Origin of the sequence: Kribbella sp. NPDC050820 (genome assembly GCF_040653975.1) — a bacterium.
Taxonomy (GTDB): Bacteria; Actinomycetota; Actinomycetes; order Propionibacteriales; family Kribbellaceae; genus Kribbella.
In genome coordinates this window covers 19605-37967 of sequence record NZ_JBFAHB010000052.1, presented here as the reverse complement: position 1 = coordinate 37967, position 18363 = coordinate 19605, and the positions used below count along the sequence as shown (strand labels likewise).

The 18363-nt window shown below is 69.2% G+C and carries 17 protein-coding genes; 6 read left to right on the top strand and 11 right to left on the bottom strand.

The genetic code is table 11. From position 1 onward, the window contains the following. Nucleotides 1–36: 36 nt before the first annotated feature. Nucleotides 37–1383 (bottom strand): cytosine permease, encoded by a 1347-nt coding sequence (locus AB0H36_RS33370; protein ID WP_360532815.1) that lies wholly within the window; start codon nucleotides 1381–1383, stop codon nucleotides 37–39. A gap of 176 nt (nucleotides 1384–1559) precedes the next feature. On the opposite strand from AB0H36_RS33370, the gene AB0H36_RS33365 reads away from it, so the two are divergent. Further along, nucleotides 1560–2051 (top strand): hypothetical protein, encoded by a 492-nt coding sequence (locus tag AB0H36_RS33365; RefSeq protein ID WP_360532812.1) that lies wholly within the window; start codon nucleotides 1560–1562, stop codon nucleotides 2049–2051. 56 nt (nucleotides 2052–2107) lie between these two features. Further along, a complete protein-coding gene (locus AB0H36_RS33360) occupies nucleotides 2108–2671 on the top strand; it encodes a DUF305 domain-containing protein (RefSeq protein WP_360532809.1) in 564 nt (187 codons plus the stop codon). 49 nt (nucleotides 2672–2720) lie between these two features. Here the strand turns inward: AB0H36_RS33360 and AB0H36_RS33355 are convergent, their stop codons facing one another. The 5 genes from AB0H36_RS33355 to AB0H36_RS33335 all read right to left on the bottom strand — a co-directional run bounded on the left by AB0H36_RS33355 (nucleotide 2721) and on the right by AB0H36_RS33335 (nucleotide 7933). Continuing rightward, on the bottom strand, nucleotides 2721–4811 hold the full coding sequence (locus AB0H36_RS33355) for a copper-translocating P-type ATPase (RefSeq protein ID WP_360532806.1): 2091 nt from the start codon (nucleotides 4809–4811) through the stop codon (nucleotides 2721–2723). Between the two features lie 92 nt (nucleotides 4812–4903). Continuing rightward, nucleotides 4904–6484 carry an ATP-binding cassette domain-containing protein gene (locus AB0H36_RS33350; protein WP_360532803.1) on the bottom strand — a complete coding sequence of 527 codons (1581 nt, stop codon included), beginning with the start codon at nucleotides 6482–6484 and terminating at the stop codon, nucleotides 4904–4906. A 151-nt stretch (nucleotides 6485–6635) separates the two neighbouring features. After that, on the bottom strand, nucleotides 6636–6845 hold the full coding sequence (locus tag AB0H36_RS33345) for a DUF6343 family protein (RefSeq protein WP_360532800.1): 210 nt from the start codon (nucleotides 6843–6845) through the stop codon (nucleotides 6636–6638). A 15-nt stretch (nucleotides 6846–6860) separates the two neighbouring features. Continuing rightward, a complete protein-coding gene (locus tag AB0H36_RS33340) occupies nucleotides 6861–7532 on the bottom strand; it encodes a FadR/GntR family transcriptional regulator (RefSeq protein WP_360532797.1) in 672 nt (223 codons plus the stop codon). A gap of 17 nt (nucleotides 7533–7549) precedes the next feature. Next, a complete protein-coding gene (locus AB0H36_RS33335) occupies nucleotides 7550–7933 on the bottom strand; it encodes a RidA family protein (protein ID WP_360532794.1) in 384 nt (127 codons plus the stop codon). A 51-nt stretch (nucleotides 7934–7984) separates the two neighbouring features. On the opposite strand from AB0H36_RS33335, the gene AB0H36_RS33330 reads away from it, so the two are divergent. The 3 genes from AB0H36_RS33330 (at nucleotide 7985) to AB0H36_RS33320 (ending at nucleotide 12846) form a co-directional block, all read left to right on the top strand. Then, on the top strand, nucleotides 7985–8395 hold the full coding sequence (locus tag AB0H36_RS33330; RefSeq protein ID WP_360532791.1) for a DUF3052 domain-containing protein: 411 nt from the start codon (nucleotides 7985–7987) through the stop codon (nucleotides 8393–8395). 424 nt (nucleotides 8396–8819) lie between these two features. After that, nucleotides 8820–12668: a multifunctional oxoglutarate decarboxylase/oxoglutarate dehydrogenase thiamine pyrophosphate-binding subunit/dihydrolipoyllysine-residue succinyltransferase subunit gene (locus AB0H36_RS33325; RefSeq protein ID WP_360532788.1), complete on the top strand. Its 3849-nt coding sequence runs from the start codon at nucleotides 8820–8822 to the stop codon at nucleotides 12666–12668. A 1-nt stretch (nucleotide 12669) separates the two neighbouring features. Beyond that, nucleotides 12670–12846, top strand: coding sequence for a DUF6104 family protein (locus AB0H36_RS33320; protein WP_360365326.1), 177 nt, complete (start codon nucleotides 12670–12672; stop codon nucleotides 12844–12846). A 363-nt stretch (nucleotides 12847–13209) separates the two neighbouring features. On the opposite strand, the gene AB0H36_RS33315 is transcribed toward AB0H36_RS33320, so the two are convergent. After that, nucleotides 13210–13566: a metalloregulator ArsR/SmtB family transcription factor gene (locus AB0H36_RS33315; protein WP_360532785.1), complete on the bottom strand. Its 357-nt coding sequence runs from the start codon at nucleotides 13564–13566 to the stop codon at nucleotides 13210–13212. Between the two features lie 114 nt (nucleotides 13567–13680). Between AB0H36_RS33315 and AB0H36_RS33310 the strand changes: the two genes are divergently transcribed. Beyond that, nucleotides 13681–14916: a sodium:proton exchanger gene (locus AB0H36_RS33310; RefSeq protein ID WP_360532782.1), complete on the top strand. Its 1236-nt coding sequence runs from the start codon at nucleotides 13681–13683 to the stop codon at nucleotides 14914–14916. A gap of 3 nt (nucleotides 14917–14919) precedes the next feature. On the opposite strand, the gene AB0H36_RS33305 is transcribed toward AB0H36_RS33310, so the two are convergent. The 4 genes from AB0H36_RS33305 to AB0H36_RS33290 form a co-directional block, all read right to left on the bottom strand. After that, nucleotides 14920–15213, bottom strand: a complete 294-nt coding sequence (locus tag AB0H36_RS33305; protein WP_360532779.1) for a WhiB family transcriptional regulator — start codon at nucleotides 15211–15213, stop codon at nucleotides 14920–14922. A gap of 147 nt (nucleotides 15214–15360) precedes the next feature. Next, nucleotides 15361–15864, bottom strand: coding sequence for a GNAT family N-acetyltransferase (locus tag AB0H36_RS33300; protein ID WP_360532776.1), 504 nt, complete (start codon nucleotides 15862–15864; stop codon nucleotides 15361–15363). Continuing rightward, on the bottom strand, nucleotides 15865–16833 hold the full coding sequence (locus tag AB0H36_RS33295; RefSeq protein ID WP_360532773.1) for a zinc-binding dehydrogenase: 969 nt from the start codon (nucleotides 16831–16833) through the stop codon (nucleotides 15865–15867). A gap of 55 nt (nucleotides 16834–16888) precedes the next feature. Further along, the gene (locus AB0H36_RS33290; protein WP_360532770.1) at nucleotides 16889–18100 is read right to left on the bottom strand and encodes an NADP-dependent malic enzyme; all 1212 of its coding nucleotides are present in this window, start codon (nucleotides 18098–18100) and stop codon (nucleotides 16889–16891) included. Between the last annotated feature and the right edge of the window lie 263 nt (nucleotides 18101–18363).

The window sequence follows — 18363 nt, the reverse complement described above, 5'->3', positions numbered from 1 at the left end:
GTACGGCGGCCGACGCCGGCCGCCGTACCGCGATGACTAGCGGGTGACCGGGACGGCGGTGACTTCGGTGTCCTCACTGTCCATGGTGCGGCTGGTGCCGACGCCACGGACCAGGCCGAGCTTGCCGGCCACGACGTACGCGGCGAAGCCGACCACGAGCGAGTTGATGCTGGGCAGGCCCCACTCGACGTACTTGCCGATCAGGGCGGCGCCGATCCAGATCACGATCGTCGCCGGCACCCAGGTCGGCGCGGTCGCGGGCAGCGCGCCGTGCTCGCGGGACCGGTCGAGGTCGGGGCGCCAGCGCTTGACCACGAAGTACTCCGCGACCATGATCCCGGCGATCGGCGGGAACGCGACCCCGAGCAGGATCAGGAAGTCGGTGAACTTGGTCAGGATCCCACCCGCCGCGAGCAGGCTGCCGAGGACGCCGACCACGAGCGTGACCACGGCCCGGTTGACGTGCCGGCCGAAGACGGTTCCGATGAAGTTCACCACGCCGAGGCCGGAGCTGTAGAGGTTCCAGTCGTTGATCTTCAGCGTGCCGAGAATGATGACGAGCGTGCCGACCCAGCCGACCGACGAGGTGACGATGGTGATCACGTCCGCCGAGCCGACCGCGTGCGCGAGCAGGACGCCGGACAGGCCGATCACGTACTCGCCGAGCGTGATCCCGAGGAGGGTCTGCTTCACCACGTCGCCGGTGCTGCGGTTGTAGCGGGTCATGTCCGGGGTGATCACCGCCCCGACGATGAATCCGCCGGCGACGAGCGTCGTACCCTGCAGCAGGCTGAGCTCCGGCCCGGGCGGCGCCGAACTCGCCAGCGCGCCGAGGCTGTGGTCGGACAGCTCGCTGATGATCGACCAGCCGACCAGGATGAGGAAGGCCGGGACTGTCACGTAGGCGACCCAGGCCATCGAGTGGAACCCACGCAGTACGACGAGGGTCACGGCGAGCCCGAACACGAGCGACCAGCCCCAGGTCGGCAGCACGCCGATCAGGGAGCTCAGACCGGCCGCGGACACCGCGGACTGGATGCCGAACCAGCCGATCAGGCTGATCCCGATCGCCAGCCCGATCAGCGACGACCCCGCCTGGCCGAACCCGGCCCAGCGCGCGATCACCGACGTCTGCAACCCTTCGCGGGCGCCGATGATGCCGATCAGGATCGCGACCAGCTCGAGGATCACCGCGCCGAGCGTCAACGCCCAGAACGCGGTCCAGAAACTCATCCCGAACCCGAGCGTCGCTCCGAGCAGGAACTGACTGAGCGCAGAGATCTGCCCGAACCGCTGCGTCGCGACAGACCACCACGAATAACGCGCACTCGCCGGCACACGGGCGAGCGCATAGTCGTCGGTACCGACCTGTGAACCGGCCATAGGAACCTCCAGCACTGGGGATTCCACCGAACGTACGACGCAAGCCGACCCCGATCACCGTGGAATGTGCACACCCAACCCCACCCAACTGTGCACCCAGCCCATCCCCCACCTGTTGACCACCTCGTCCCCACACGAACACCTGCGGCGCGCAGGGATCTGTAGCCTTGGGCCCGATGGATCACCGGCCCGAGTTCCGCGGAGCGCTGTTGCTGCGCGTCCTCAGTGTGCTCGCGCTGGCCGTTGGAGTCTTCGCCATGCACGGCCTGACAGCCCACCACGACGCGGCGATGGCCACCCCGCCAACCCATCCGGCGCTGTCCGGCCACCACGGGGACATGGCGGAGCCGGCGGGAGCGGGCCGGCAGGAGCAGCACGAGGGCGTGACGCCTGCTGGGCAGCACGAGGTGGTGTTGCCGCTTGTGCTGCTCGATGCGTTTGGACGAGTGGACATCGCGCCCGCGAGTGAGCAGCACGAGATGGTTTCGGTCTGTGTGGCTGTGTTGACCGGGCTTCTGTTGTTGCTGGCGCTCGCGCTGGGGTTGCGGAGTCTGCTGGCGTGGCGATCCGTCGTGGTGATTCCGCCGGTCGGCCGACTGGTGGCGGGTGAGCGCTCTCCACCCTGGCCGAGGCCCGAGTTGTCGAAGTTGGGTGCGTTGCGGATATAGGCCGCCGCGCGCCTTCCGCCGTACCCGAATCTTCGACTTCAAAGGAATGCATTGTGATGAAGCGCGTTTTCAGTACGACTGTGTTGGTGTTGGCGTTGGCCGGTTGTGGTGAGGCCGTGGCACCAGAGCCTGGCTCGACCGCTACCGCCGCCGCGTTCAACGACGCGGATGTCAGGTTCGCGTCGCAGATGATTCCGCATCACCAGCAGGCTGTGCAGATGGCGAGTATGGCCGGCTACCAGGCAACCACGCCTGAGGTGAAGCGTCTTGCGGTGGCGATCAAGGCTGCGCAGGATCCGGAGATCAAGGTGATGTCCGGGTGGTTGACCACCTGGGGCAAGCCGGTTCCCAGCCCGGAGCATGGCGGCCACGGCGCGGCCGAGGAGGCGCCGGGCATGATGGGCGAGGAGGAGATGTCCGAGCTCGGCAAGGCGAAGGGCGCCGCGTTCGACCAGGCCTGGATGCAGCTGATGATCAGGCACCATCAGGGTGCCGTCACCATGGCGACGGCCGAGCAGAAGAGCGGCAAGGATCCGGCCGCCATCGCCTTGGCCAAGAAGATCCAAGCGGCTCAGACCGCCGAGATCACCACGATGCAGAACCTCCTCAAGAACAGCTGACCTAAAAGACTGCTGGGCTCCCACCGCGTCAGTGAGAGCCCAGCAGGGGTCAGCGCGCCAGGTCGGCCGGGTTGAGGTTGAGGCGGCGCAGGAGTTGGGCGTTGAGGGCTACGACGATGGTGGACACGGACATCAGGACGGCGCCGACGGCCGGGGACACGACGACTCCGGCGAAGGCCAGTACGCCGGCCGCCAGCGGGACCGTGATCACGTTGTAGCCGGTGGCCCAGGCCAGGTTCTGCCACATCTTGCGGTAGCTGGCGCGGGAGAGCTCGATCACCGACAGGACCGCGCGCGGGTCGTCGGCGGCGAGGACCACGCCGGCGGACTCGATGGCGACGTCGGTGCCGGCGCCGATGGCGATACCGACCTCGGCGCGGGCCAGGGCGGGCGCGTCGTTCACGCCGTCGCCGACCATGGCGACCTTCAGCCCACGGGCCTGCAGCTCCGCGACCTTGGCGTCCTTGTCCTGCGGCAGGACTTCGGCGAACACCTCGTCGATCCCGATCTCCTTCGCCACCGCCTTGGCCACCTGGTGCGCATCACCGGTGATCATCGCGACCTTCACCCCCCGCCGGTGCAACGCGTCCACAGCCTGCTTGGACTCCTCACGGACCTCGTCCTCCAACGCGACCGCGCCGAGCACCTGCCCGTCCCGGACCACGTGCAGCACCGCGGCACCCCGCCCCTTCCAGGCGGCGACGTCTGCTTCCAGCTCCGCCGGCTCCGGTACGCCGTACTCCCGCAGCAGCGCCGGACCGCCGACGGCAACCTCGTTGCCATTGACAACAGCCTGTACGCCGCGGCCGGTCAGCGACCGGAAGTCCGAAGCGGTCACACTCCCCCGGCCGCCGGCCGGAACGCGTTCCGAGTGCGCCCGGACGATCGCCTTGGCGAGCGGGTGCTCGCTGTCCGCCTCGACCGCGGCCGCCAGCTCCAGCAGCTCGTCCTCGGTCACCGAACCGGTCGCCGCGACGCCGGTGACGACCGGCTGGCCCTTGGTCAGCGTGCCGGTCTTGTCGAACAGTACGACGTCGATCGTCCGCATCCGCTCCAGCGCAAGCCGGTCCTTCACCAGCACGCCGGCCTTCGCGGCGCGCTCGGTGGAGATCGCGATCACCAGCGGGATGGCGAGGCCGAGGGCGTGCGGGCAGGCGATCACCAGGACGGTCACGGTCCGGGTGACGGCCTCGTTGATCTCGCCGAGCAACGTCCAGACGCCGAACGTGATCACGCCGGCGATCGACGCGAAGTAGAAGAGGAACGCGGCGGCCCGGTCGGCCAGCGCCTGCGCGCGGGACGACGAGGCCTGCGCCTCCGCGACCAGACGCTGGATCCCGGCCAGCGCGGTGTCGTCGCCGACGGCGGTGATCTCGATCCGCAGGGCGTTGTCGGTGGCAACGGTTCCGGCGACGACCGGGTCGCCGACGGCGCGGGCGACCGGGCGCGACTCGCCGGTGATCATCGACTCGTCGACCTCGGCCTGCCCGTCGACCACCGTCCCGTCGGCGGGCACGCGACCACCGGAACGGACCAGTACGACGTCGCCCGCCTGCAATTCGGACAGCGACACCTCGACCACACCGTCGGCGGTCACCTTCTCCGCCGAGTCCGGCAGCAACGCGGCCAGCGCGTCGAGGGCGCCGGACGCGGCGCCGAGCGCACGCATCTCCAGCCAGTGCCCGAGCAACATGATCACGATCAGCAGCGCGAGCTCCCACCAGAAGTCCAGGTCGAAGCCGCCGAGGCCGAGCGTGGTGACCCAGGACGCCACGAACGCGACCGTGATCGCCATCGAGATCAGCAGCATCATCCCGGGCCGGCGGGACGTCAGCTCGGACCATCCACCGGTCAGGAAGGGCCGGCCGCCGTACAGGAAGATCACGGTGCCGAGCACCGGCGCGATCAGGTTCGAGCCGGGGAACTCCGGCGGCATGTACCCGAGCAGGTCGGCGAACATCTCGCTGAAGAACACCACCGGCACCGCCAGCGCCAGGCTGATCCAGAACCGGTCCTTGAACTGCGCCGCGTGATCCCCATGCCCCGCATGCCCACCGTGCCCACCGTGCTCGCTGTGCTCGACGTGGCCACCGTGCTCGTCGTGCGAAACGTGCGAAACGTGCTCGTGATGCTCATCCATGCCCCAGACCATACCCCCTAGGGGTATCGAAGGCAAGGGCACGACAAAGCCCCGCCACCCCCCAGCGGGGTGACGGGGCTGTCGGTAGCGGACTACAGCGGATCGATGTCGGTCAGGGTCTCCGGGGTCAGCTCGACCCAGCGGGTGATGCCGATCTCGCGGAGGAACGGGAGGTCGTGGCTCGCGACGACCAGGGCGCCGTTGTACGACGCGAGCGCGTCACGCAACTGCGCGACGCTGGCCAGATCCAGGTTGTTCGTCGGCTCGTCAAGCATCAGCAACTGAGGCGGCGGCTCGGCCAGCAGGAGAGCCGCCAGCGTTGCCCGGAAGCGCTCGCCACCCGACAACGTGCTGACCAGCTGATCCGCCGAACGCCCCCGGAACAGGAAGCGCGCCAACCGCGACCGGCGCTCCTGGTTCTCCGTGCTCGGAGCAAGCAAAGCGAGATTGTCGACGATCGACAGGTCGTCCCGCAGCAGGTCCAGCCGCTGCGGAAGGTACCGGAACGGCACCACCGGCAACTCCCCCGCCACGATCGACTGCAGCAGCGTCGTCTTGCCCGCGCCGTTCGGCCCGGTCAACGCGATCCGCTCCGGCCCGCGGATCTCCAGCTCGACGCGCGCGCCGGTCCGCAGTTCGTGATCCTCCAGCTGCAGCACGATCCGCCCCGCGGGTACGGCGGTCTTCGGCAGGTCGACCCTGATCGTGTCGTCGTCGTGGACCTTCGCCTCCGCATCGGCCAGCGCCTCCTGCGCCGACTCCAGCCGCTCGCTCTGCATGCCGAGGTGCTTGCCGGCCGACACCTGCGCCCCGCGCTTCAGGTTGCCGGCGACGATCTTCGGGATCCCGCCCTGCTCGAAGGCCCGCTGCCCCCGCGCCCGGCGCTGGTCCATCTTCATCCGCGCCTCGATCAGGTCCTTCTTCTGTTTGCGTACGTCGGCCTCCGCCGCCCGCATCATCCGCTCGGCCGCCTCCTGCTCGACTGCGACCGCCTCCTCGTACGCCGTCAGGTTGCCGCCGTACCAGGTGATGTCGCCCTTGCGCAGGTCGCCGATCTGGTCGACCCGGTCCAGCAACTCCCGGTCGTGGCTGACGATCAGCAGCGCACCGCGGAACTGCTCGACGGCGTCGTACAGATGCCGCCGCGCCCGCAGGTCGAGATTGTTGGTCGGCTCGTCCAGCAGCAGTACGTCGGGACGCCGCAGCAGCTCGGCGGCCAGGCCGAGCAGGATCGTCTCGCCGCCGGACAGCTCGCCGACGTTGCGGTCCAGCCCGATCGCGCCGAGGCCGAGCTTGCCCAGCATCGCCTCGGCCCGCTCCTCGACGTCCCACTCGTCACCGACGGCGGCGAAGTTCTCCTCGGAGGCGTCACCGGACTCGATCGCGGTGATCGCCCGCCGGACGCCGTCGATGCCGAGCGCCTGGTCGACGCGCAGCGTGATGTCGAGGGTGAGGTCCTGCGGCAGGTACCCGAGCTCGCCGCTGACCCGGATCGACCCACGTTGCGGCGTGAGCCGACCGGCGATCAGCCGGAGCAGCGTCGACTTGCCGGCGCCGTTGCGGCCGACCAGCCCGGACCGCACCGGCCCGGCGACGAAGCTGAGCCCGTCGAACAGCACGTCGCCGTCCGGCCAGGCGAAGAAGAGGTCCGTACAGGACAGGGAATGACTCATGTGCGTGTACTCCAGAAAGAGGTCTCGGACGAGACCGCGCACCGCGACGGGTGGCGATCACCGGCTGAAGGAAAGACCTCGGAGTTACAACGCAGACCCCTGACGTCGGGAATGGGACGTCACCAAGCCTACGGGGTCGTGGTTCACCCCTTCAACTTCTTATCCGGTGTTTGCGCCAGGCAACGATCACCAAGTCGACCGCCGCGACCACAGCGAGCATGCCGAACGCGATCACCCAGCCCTGCGGCAGGTCCAGTACGGCGGACAGCACCGCCGCCGTGATCCACATGGCCACGCCGAAGCACGCCAGGACCAGACGCAACGTCAGCGCACTGCGCGGTGGAGGCGGCTCGAACGCCATACCTGCCCAGTACCCCTATGGGGCTTTGCGCAGCCAGGTCTCGACGCCGGCGATGTGGGCGGTCATCCACGCTCGGGCCGCCTCGGCGTCGCCGATCTCGATCGCATCCAGGATCGCGGCGTGCTCCAGCAGCGTCCGCTCGACCGCGCCGGCCTGGGTGACCCCACGCCAGATCCGAGCCCGCTGGGTCGCGCCGGAGATGCCGTCCAGCAAGGAGCAGACGACCTGGTTCCCGGTCGCCTCCGCGATGCCGCGGTGGAAGCGCAGGTCGTTGGCGACCAGCTCCTCCACCTCGGCCTCCGGCGTCAGGTCGCTGCACAGCAACCGCAGCTCGATCACCTGCTCCTTGGTGATCCGGGTGGCGGCCAGCGCAGCCACGCCGGGCTCGAGCAGGCGCCGTACCTCGAAGAACTGCAGGACCGAGTCGTCGCGGTGCAGGTCCACCATGAAGTTCAGCGCGTCGAGCAGGTGCGCCGAGTCCAGGCTGGTCACGTACGTGCCGTCGCCGTGCCGGACGTCCAGGACGTTCACCAGCGTCAGCGCCTTGACCGCCTCGCGCAGCGAGTTCCGCGACAGGCCGAGCCGCGCCGCGAGATCCGCCTCCTTCGGCAGTCGATCCCCAGGCCCCAGTTCCCCCGAGGTGATCATCCCCTTGATCTTGACGATCGCCTCATCCGTCAACGCCATCTGGTCAGTATGCAGCCCTAGGGGCGTACTGCGATGGCATCGACCTCGAAGCGCATTTCGGGCAGGGCCAGCCGGTCGACGCCGAGCAGGGTCTGGACCGGCGGCTTGGCGGGCCAGCGCTCGGCGATCGCGGCGCCCAGGACGGCGAGCTTCTCCGCCGAGTGGTCGACGACGTACGTGCGCAACTGGAACACGTCGGCGTAGTCGAGCCCGGCCGAGCGCAGGGCGATCCCGAGGTTCTCGAACGACAACTTCACCTGCTCGGCGAAGTCGTCGACCGAGACCAGGCCGTCCGGTCCGGACGCGTACTGACCGGCGACGAAGACCAGATCCCCGACGCTCGCCACGTGGCTGTAGCCGAAGCCGGCCGGATCATGCAGCTCCGCTGGATTCGTGATCATCCCCACTCCTCACATTCTGGATATCTGATATCCAGAACATAGCATGCGGTCATGGCGACCACGCCGGGCTACTCGGGCAAGCCGCTCGCGGCCAAGCTGGGCATCCAGCCCGGCCAGGTCGTGCTGGTCGACAACGCCCCGGACGACTTCGCGATCGACGGCCTGCCGGACGGTACGACGATCGCGCGCCAGCCCGGCCGCACGCCGTACGAGGTCGTGCTGGCGTTCTGCCCGGACCGGGACCGGCTGGCGAAACGGCTGCCGCTGCTGCTCCAGAAGACGACGGCCGCCGGGATGGTCTGGATCGCCTGGCCGAAGCGGTCGTCCGGCGTACCGACCGACCTGGACGAGAACGGGATCCGCGAGCTCGCCCTCCCGCTCGGCGTCGTCGACGTCAAGGTGTGTGCGATCGACGCGACCTGGTCCGGACTCAAGCTGGTCCGCCGGCTGACCAACCGGTGAGCCCAGTCGCGGCGAACTGGACTGATCCACAGCGTGAGCTTCACCACATTTCTCCCTAGTGCTGATCAGCACCCACCGCGAGTGGTCAGTTGCATACAGTGGCCAGGCACGCTCAAACGGTGCACCGAGAGTGACCGCCGGACCGGCCGGAATCCCACCTCTGCAAGGCGTCCCGGACTCCGGCCGAGTTTCCGTCCGGTCACTCACATCGGGACCCGGGGCCTGTGAGCTGAAACACCTGCCAGCACAGTGTTTCAGGCCTCGATCGATCAAGTCGCCAGGGCCTGACCACCCGACGCACTGGTCCGGTGGTCCCGGGCTGTGGAAGTGGTCCGCGTGCTATTAGCCTTGCCCTGGGACACCACCCATAACATCAGCATTAACACCCGCGGTACCGGACCGATCGGAAGAGGCGAACTGCCAAGTGGCCACCGAGCCATCAGACACCAATCCACTAGCAGCCTTCGGTGCGAACGAATGGCTGGTCGACGAGCTGTACGAGAAGTACCTGCAGGACCCGAATTCAGTGGATCCGGCTTGGCTCGACTTCTTCAAGAACTACAACCCAGGTGACGCGAAGCCGGTGACCACGACCCCGGCCGACGCTCCCAGGCCCGACGCGGTGTCAGAGAACAAGACTCCTGAGGCCCCGAGCCGCGGCACGGCAGCGTCCGCGCCCGCCTCGAGCCAGCCTGCAGCGGCGGCCGCCGCCGCAGCTCCCCCAGCCGCCGCTCCGGCCCCGGCTGCCGCAACACCGCCGGCCGCTGCGCAGGCCGCCGTGCCGAAGAGCCAGCCCGCAGCACAACCAGCAGCGAAGGCAGCGCCTGCCGCCGGCAGCGCGGTCCCGACCGGAGGCACGGTGAACCAGCCGCCCAGCGCCCAGCCCAAGGCCGCTCCCGCGTCCAGCAGCGACGCCGAGCGGCAGATCCTGCGCGGCGCGCCCGCGCGGACGGCGCAGAACATGGAGACCAGCCTCACGGTCCCGACCGCGACCAGCGTCCGGCAGGTCCCGGTCAAGCTGCTGATCGACAACCGCATCGTCATCAACAACCACCTCAAGCGCGCCCGCGGCGGCAAGGTCTCCTTCACCCACCTGATCGGCTGGGCGCTGGTGAAGGCGCTCAAGACGCTGCCCGAGATGAACGCGTCGTACGCCGAGACCGACGGCAAGCCGACCCTGGTGCAGCCGGCCCACATCAACCTGGGCCTGGCCATCGACATGCAGAAGCCGGACGGCACCCGGCAGCTGCTGGTGCCGTCGATCAAGGCCGCCGAGGACATGACGTTCGCCGAGTTCTGGATGGCCTACGAGGACATCGTCCGGCGGGCCCGGGACAACAAGCTGGCGCTGCCCGACTTCCAGGGCACCACGATCAGCCTGACCAACCCCGGCACCATCGGCACCCAGCACTCGGTGCCGCGGCTGATGACCAACCAGGGCTGCATCGTCGGCGTCGGCGCGATGGAGTACCCGCCGGAGTACCAGGGCGCGGCCGACGAGACGATGGCCAAGCTCGCGGTCAGCAAGGTGATGACGCTGACCTCGACGTACGACCACCGGATCATCCAGGGCGCCCAGTCGGGTGAGTTCCTGCGCCGGCTGCACCAGCTGCTGCTCGGCCAGGAGGGCTTCTACGACGAGATCTTCCAGTCGCTGCGGATTCCGTACGAGCCGATCCGCTGGGCCGCCGACCTCCCGCACAGCCACGAGGAGGACATCAGCAAGCAGGCCCGGATCCTGGAGCTGATCCACGCCTTCCGGGTGCGCGGCCACATCATGGCCGACACCGACCCGCTGGAGTACAAGCAGCGCAGCCACCCCGACCTGGACGTGGCCACCCACGGCCTGACCCTGTGGGACCTGGACCGCGAGTTCGCCACCGGCTCGTTCGGCGGCGCGGACCGCAAGTTCATGAAGCTGCGCGAGATCCTCGGCATCCTGCGCGACTCGTACTGCCGGACCACCGGTATCGAGTACATGCACATCCAGGACCCCGAGCAGCGCAAGTGGCTCCAGGAGCGGGTCGAGCGGCCGCACACCAAGCCGCCGCGCGAGGAGCAGCTGCGGATCCTGGCCAAGCTGAACGAGGCCGAGGCGTTCGAGACCTTCCTGCAGACCAAGTACGTCGGCCAGAAGCGGTTCTCCCTGGAGGGTGGCGAGACCACCATCCCGCTGCTCGACGAGCTCTGCGAGGAGGCGGCCGGGGCCGGCCTGGACGAGGTCGTCATCGGGATGGCGCACCGCGGCCGGCTGAACGTGCTGGCCAACATCGTCGGCAAGTCCTACGGGCAGATCTTCCGCGAGTTCGACGGCAACATCGACCCGCGGACCGTGCAGGGCTCCGGTGACGTCAAGTACCACCTGGGCGCCGAGGGCGAGTTCGTCTCCGAGTTCGGCGACAAGATCAAGGTCTCGGTGGCCGCGAACCCGTCCCACCTGGAGACCGTCGACCCGGTGCTCGAGGGCATCGTCCGGGCCAAGCAGGACATCCTGGACCGCGGCACCGCGTTCCCCGTGCTGCCGGTGCTCGTGCACGGTGACGCGGCCTTCGCCGGCCAGGGCGTGGTGGCCGAGACGCTGAACCTGTCCCAGCTGCGCGGCTACCGCACCGGCGGCACGATCCACGTGATCGTGAACAACCAGGTCGGCTTCACCACCTCCCCGGCCTCGTCGCGGTCGTCGATGTACAGCACCGACGTGGCCCGGATGGTGCAGGCGCCGATCTTCCACGTGAACGGCGACGACCCCGAGGCCTGTGTCCGGGTCGCCGACCTGGCCTTCGAGTACCGCCAGGCGTTCAACAAGGACGTCGTCATCGACCTGGTCTGCTACCGCCGCCGCGGTCACAACGAGGGCGACGACCCGAGCTTCACCCAGCCGCTGATGTACGACCTGATCGAGCAGAAGCGGTCCGTCCGCAAGCTCTACACCGAGGCCCTGATCGGCCGCGGCGACATCACGGTCGAAGAGGCCGAGCAGGCGATGCGGGACTTCCAGCAACGGCTGGAGCGGGTGTTCACCGAGGTCCGCGAGGCGAAGAGCCAGCCGGACAGGCCGGCGCCGTACGTCACCGTCCCGGTGTACCCGGACAAGCCGGAGGGCCCGGACGCGACCGCGACCACGCCCGAGGTGCTGAAGAAGATCGCCGACGCGTACACCACGCTGCCGGAGGGCTTCACCGTGCACCCGAAGGTGCTGCCGCAGCTGCAGCGCCGGGCGTCCGCGATCACCCAGGGCCCGATCGACTGGGCCAGCGCGGAGATCACCGCGTTCGGCACGCTGCTGCTGGCCAACCGGCCGGTCCGGCTCGCCGGCCAGGACAGCCGGCGCGGCACCTTCGTGCAGCGGTTCGCGGCGATCATCGACCGGGTCAACGGCCAGGACTGGGTGCCGCTGCAGCACCTGGACGAGGGCCAGGCGAACTTCCACGTCTACGACTCGCTGCTGAGCGAGTACGCCGCACTCGGCTTCGAGTACGGGTACTCCGTGGCCCGGCCGGACGCGCTGGTGCTGTGGGAGGCGCAGTTCGGCGACTTCGTCAACGGCGCCCAGTCGATCATCGACGAGTACATTTCGTCCGGTGAGGCGAAGTGGGGCCAGAAGTCGGGTGTCGTGCTGCTGCTGCCGCACGGGTACGAGGGCCAGGGCCCGGACCACTCGTCGGCCCGGATCGAGCGGTTCCTGCAGCTGTGCGCCGAGAACGCGATGACGGTGGCACAGCCGTCGACGCCGGCGTCGTACTTCCACCTGATCCGCCGGCACACGCTCGGCGAGGAGCACAACCCGATGATCGTCTTCACGCCGAAGCAGCTGCTGCGGCGCAAGGAGGCGGTGTCGCGGCCGGAGGAGCTGACCCACGGCACGTTCAAGCCGGTGCTCGGCGACGCCGACGCCGAGGCGACCGCGGGCACCATCGAGCGCGTCATCCTGGCGTCGGGGCGGATCGTGTACGACCTGCTGGCCGAGCGGAAGAAGGCGGAGCCGGACAAGCTCAGCACCGCGGTCCTCCGGGTCGAGCAGCTCTACCCGCTGCCGGCCGAGGAGGTCTCCGCCGAGCTGGCCAAGTACCCGAACGCGACCGAGGTCCGCTGGGTCCAGGACGAGCCCGCGAACCAGGGCCCGTGGCCGTTCATGGCGCTGAACCTGACCGAGCACCTCGGCGGCAAGCCGTTCTACCGGGTCTCCCGCCCGGCCATGTCGGCGCCGTCGGTCGGCTCGCACGGTGTGCACCAGTCCGAGCAGTCCACGCTGCTGAAGCAGGCGTTCAGCTGACGTGTACTTCACCGATCGAGGGATCGAGGAGCTCGAGGGCCGGCGCGGCGAGGAAGACGTCACGCTGGCCTGGGTGGCCGAACGCCTCCGCGAGTTCGTCGACCTGAACCCCGACTTCGAAACCCCCATAGAACGCTTCGCCACCTGGCTAGCCCGCCTCGACGACGAAGACGACTAGTCTGAGCGAATGCCCTTCGCCAGTCAGCCCGTACGACGGGTTGCCGCGGCGGAGGGCATTCGCGCGTCCAGGCACTGGCCGCACACCATCCCGGCAGTACGCCAACTCCTCACCAACGGCCTGGACCTGGATCCTGGCGTCACGTTCCTCGTCGGCGAGAACGGCACGGGGTCGGGGGCAAGCGGGCCGGGTTCTTCCTGCGGGCCGAGACGATGCACGGGTTCTACACCTACCTCGAGCAGAACCCCGGCGCCCGGCCGGAGCCGGTGCTCTCGTTCTCGAGCAGTCTTGCCGTGGTCGGCGTACTGAATCGAACTGGCGCGCGTACCTGGATGCGCCGGCTCGGTATCTACGCCACGTGCTCTAGTCCGTGTGGGGTGGGCGGGTTCGGCGGGGTGGGTCGGGGGCGAGGGAGCCGTCGGGGGCGATGTGTTCGAAGATCTGGTCGACCAGATTGAGGACGTGCGGGTCGTCGACGGTGTAGATGTGCCGCCGGCCCTCGCGGCGGGCCGTGATGATGCCGGCCAGCCGGAGCTTGCCCAGGTGCTGGCTGGCGGTGGCGATGCTGACGCCGGCCCGGTCCGCCAGTGTGCCGACGTCGTACTCGCCCTGGGCCGCCAGTGAGACCAGATGCAGCCGCACCGGGGCGGACAGCATGGCGAAGGTGCCGGCGGCGGATTCCAGCTGGGCCTTCGTGGGTTCGGGGAACGGAGTCGTCATCGCGCAGTCATTGTGACCGCTGGAGCGGTCAGGCGGGAGCGCGGCAGGCCGTCGTGATGACGGTCTCATACTTTCGCAATTGCGAAAGTATCAAAACGATGTCAGGCTGGAACCATGTTCCGAGCCCTCCGCCCCGTGCTGATGCTGCTCGCAGTGGCGATCCCAGCGGTCGCCCTCCGGCTCACCGGCACGCACCCGCCGGCCCTGGCGTCGCTGTTCGTCTTCGGCCTGGCCGTGGTCGCCGCGTCCTTCGTGCTGGCGTGGGCGGCCGAGGCGGCGGAGGTGGACATCTCCGGCGGCCTGGCCATCGCGCTACTGGCGGTGATCGCGGTTCTCCCGGAGTACGCCGTGGACCTCTACTTCGCGCACACGGCCGGCACCAACCCCGAATACGTGCAGTACGCCGCGGCGAACATGACCGGGTCGAACCGACTGCTCCTCGGCCTCGGCTGGTCGAGCGTCGTCCTGATCAGCTTGTACGTCGCCTCGCGCCGCAGCGGCCGTACGGTCAAGACCCTCGTCCTCGACTCCGGTTACCGCCGCGAGCTCGGCTTCCTCGCGATCGCCGCGGTGGTCGCCTTCGTGATCCCGGTGACCGGCGAGATCCATCTGGTGCTCGGCATCCTGCTGCTCGCGTTCTTCGCCTACTACCTCTACCGCGCCGCGGTCTCCGGGCACGACGACGAGCCGGACCTGATCGGCCCGGCGGCCACGATCGGCGGGCTGCCGACCGTGCAGCGCCGGATCACCGTGATCGGGATGTTCCTCGCCTCGGCGGGCGTGATCCTGGCGGCCGCGGAGCCGTTCGCGGACTCGCTGGTCGAGAGCGGGCACGCGCTGGGGATCGACCAGTTCCTGCTGGTGCAGTGGCTGGCTCCACTGGCCTCGGAGGCGCCGGAGTTCATCGTGGCGCTGCTGTTCGCCTGGCGAGGGAAGGGAGCTGCCGCGCTCGGCCTGCTCATCTCGGCCAAGGTGAACCAGTGGACCCTGCTGATCGGCAGCCTGCCGGTCGCCTACGGGATCGGCGGCGGGTCGACGGCGCTGCACCTGGACGGACGGCAGGTCGAGGAGTTCCTGCTCACCGCGACGCAGACGTTACTGGGTCTCGCCGTACTGCTGAGCCTTCGGTTCCCGCGGTGGGCGGCCTGGACGCTGCTCGGGTTGTTCGCGGTGCAGTTCGCCGTACCTGGTCAGACCGGGCGGTACGTGCTGAGCGGGATTTACCTCGTACTGGCGATCGTTGCCTTCACGCGGAACCGGCGCGAGCTGCTGCCGACGCTGACCTCCCCGTTCCGCCGTACGGAAAAGCCCGCCGACGCGAAGCGCGCCGACGAGCTTGTCGGGGTCTGAGGTTCAGCTGGCCTGCTGCTCCTCGACGATGGGGCGGCGGCGCTCCTGGGGGCCCGGGCGGCCGCGGCGGCGACCGTAGAGGAACTTCTCGCCGGCCGCGGTGCCGGTGAACTTGGTGCGGCGGGCCCACTCGCGGCACTCCTCGATCACCGGGCACGACGTCAGGCACACGGCCTGGGCCTTGCGCTGCTCCCACTGGCTGGCGGTCTCGTCGTACGACGGGGCCTGGCCGACGCACGCGGCTTTGGTCATCCAGCGGTCGGCGGGGTCGGCGATCACCGTCAAGGTCGGCCTCATGGGCACTCCTGCTCCTCATCGATCGGGCGGATCGAAACGTGCTGCGGTAGGAACAGAGTGAGCCAGTCGCGTTGCCCCGGTGCGACGCGAATGTTTCCGGCGTGAAACGTCATCCGGCACAAAAGTGCCGGTGGCACCAGGCACGGCCTAGGTGCGCACCATCCGGATCTCCGGGACGCCGAAGAACGGCTCGTCGACGCGGGTGCCGTCCTCGCGGAAGCCTTGCCGGCGGTAGAAGGCCCGCGCCCGCTCGTTGCCCTCCAGCACCCACAGGGTGGCCGGTTCTTTGCTGATGGCAACCTCCAGCAGCCGGGCGCCCAAGCCGGTGCTCCACCAGGACTTGCGGACGTAGATCGCGAACAGCTCGAGCGGCGTGGGCGCGTCGTCGTCCCGGGCCGGGCCGGCCGCCGAGAAGCCGATCACCCGGTCCTCGACCCCGGCGGCCGGATCCGGATCGATCGCGACCCATCGGATCCAGCCCTCGCCGAGCGCGTGCGACCAGCGTTCGATCCGGCGGTCGATGTCGCTGGTCCGCTCCGCGAGTACGCCAGGGTCCACCAGGCCGTCGTACGCCTCGCGCCAGCAGAGCAGGTGACACCAGGCCGCAGCCTCGGCATCGTCGGTCGTCGCGCGGCGAATCTCCGGTTGCACTCAAACAGTAAAGACGATCTTCCCGAACACGTCGCCCTCATTCATCTTGGCGAAGCCCTTGCGGGCGTCGGCCAGCGGGAGCACCGAGTCGATGTGCGGCGAGATGCCGGCGTTCGCCATGAACTGGACGAGCTCAGCGAGCTCGGTCCGGGTGCCCATCGTCGAGCCCTGAACGCGCAACTGGAGGAAGAAGATCCGGTTCAGCTCGGCCGACTTCGGCGCCTGGCCGCTGGTCGCACCGGAGATCACCACGGTGCCGCCCTGCTTCAGCGACTTCAGCGAGTGCGACCAGGTCGCCTGGCCGACCGTCTCCATCACCGCGTCCACCCGCTCCGGCAGCCGGGCCCCGGACTCGAACGCGTCGTGCGCGCCGATCTCCAGCGCCCGCGCGCGCTTCCCCTCGTCCCGGCTGGTCGCCCAGACGCGGATCCCGGCGGCGCGGGCCAGCGTGATCAGCGCGGTCGCCACACCACCGCCGGCGCCCTGCACCAGCACGGTGTCGCCCGGCTTGAGCCCGGACTGCGTGAACAGCATCCGGTACGCCGTCAGCCACGCCGTCGGCAGGCATGCGGCCTGCTCGAAGCTCAGCCCGGCCGGCTTCGGCACCACGTTGTGCGCGGGTACGGCGACCTTCTCGGCCAGCGTCCCCTGATAGCGCTCGCTGAGCAGCGACCGCTTCGGGTCGAGCGTCTCGTCGCCCTTCCACGCCGGGTCCGAGATCACCGCGTGCACGACGACCTCGTTGCCGTCCGGGTCGATCCCGGCCGCATCGCAGCCGAGGATCATCGGCAGGCTCTTCTCGGCCAGCCCCACCCCCTTCAGCGACCACAGGTCGTGGTGGTTGAGAGCGGTGGCCCGGACGTCGATCGTCACCCATCCCTCGGGCACGGTCGGGTCGGGCCGCTCCCCCACCTCCAGCGCAGCGATCGGGTCGTCGGCGTCGAACTTGGCGGCGTAGGCAGCAAGCATGCGACCCAACCTACGCGCTGCCCCACCCCAAGTCAGTTACCGAATTCACCACGGGTCAGGTGCGGGCGACGCCGTCCGTTGCGGCGGCGGTGGCGACCGCGGCGGCTACTGCTGGGGCGACGCGGGGGTCGAAGGGGGACGGGATGATGTAGTCGGGGCGGAGGTCGTCCTCGGCGATCAGGTTGGCGAGGGCGTCGGCGGCGGCGAGCTTCATGCCCTCGGTGATCCGGGAGGCGTTCGCGTCGAATGCGCCGCGGAAGATGCCGGGAAACGCGAGCACGTTGTTGATCTGGTTCGGGAAGTCGGAGCGGCCGGTCGCGACCACGGCGGCGTGCCGGTGCGCGATGTCCGGGTGCACCTCCGGGTTCGGGTTCGCCAGCGCGAAGATCATCGACCCGTCGGCCATCCGCGCGATCGCCTCCTCGGGCACCGTCCCGCCGGACACCCCGAGGAACACGTCGGCGCCGTCCAGCGCGTCGACGAGCCGGCCGGAAAGCCCACCGGTGTTGGTGTCCCGGGCCAGCGAGAGCTTCACCGGGTTCAGGTCCGGGCGGTCCTCGTGCAGCACACCCTTGCTGTCGACAACGGCCAGGTCGCCGACGCCGGCCTGCAGCAGGATCCGCGCACACGCGACCCCGGCCGCACCGGCTCCGGAGATGACCACGCGGATGTCCTCGATCGACTTCCCGGTGACCCGGAGCGCGTTCCGCAGCGCGGCCAGTACGACGACCGCCGTACCGTGCTGGTCGTCGTGGAACACCGGAATGTCGAGCCGCTCCTTGAGCCGACGCTCGATCTCGAAGCAGCGCGGCGCCGAGATGTCCTCCAGGTTGATCCCGCCGAACGTCGGGGCCAGCCGGGCCACGGTCTCGACGAACTCGTCCACGTCGGTGCAGTCGAGCGCGATCGGCACCGAGTCGACACCGCCGAACTCCTTGAACAGCAGGGCTTTGCCCTCCATCACCGGCAGCGACGCGGCCGGGCCGATGTCGCCGAGCCCGAGTACGGCGGTGCCGTCGGTGACGACCGCGACCACGTTGGACTTCCAGGTGTAGCGCCGGACCAGCGACGGGTCCTCGGCGATCGCGGTGCAGACCCGGGCGACCCCCGGCGTGTAGGCCTTGGACAGGTCGGCGGCGTCGCGGACGTGCACCGACGAGGTGACCTCGATCTTGCCGCCGCGGTGCAGCTCGAAGACTGCGTCACCGGCGTACTGGTCGGACTCGGGAAGCGGCGTGGAAACGGACGGATGCGGCTGGGCGACCATGCGGGGACCCTTCGTAACAGCGAGATGGCGGTCGATTACAGTGAGTGGGCGGTTCGGTCAGTGGGTGCGTCGAACAACGCCGTGGCCAGGGGGTCACCCGTCGCACCGAGTAAACCACACACCGCACTGGTCTGCTCTGTGAGGGTCCCCACAGGGTTCCGAACAGCCCCAACAGGGTGACGATGAGGTATCGGCCGGAGTCTGCTGCCGCCACCCGGCTGGTTGCTGTGTCAGGATGCGGCATCCGACCCGGTTACCGTGCG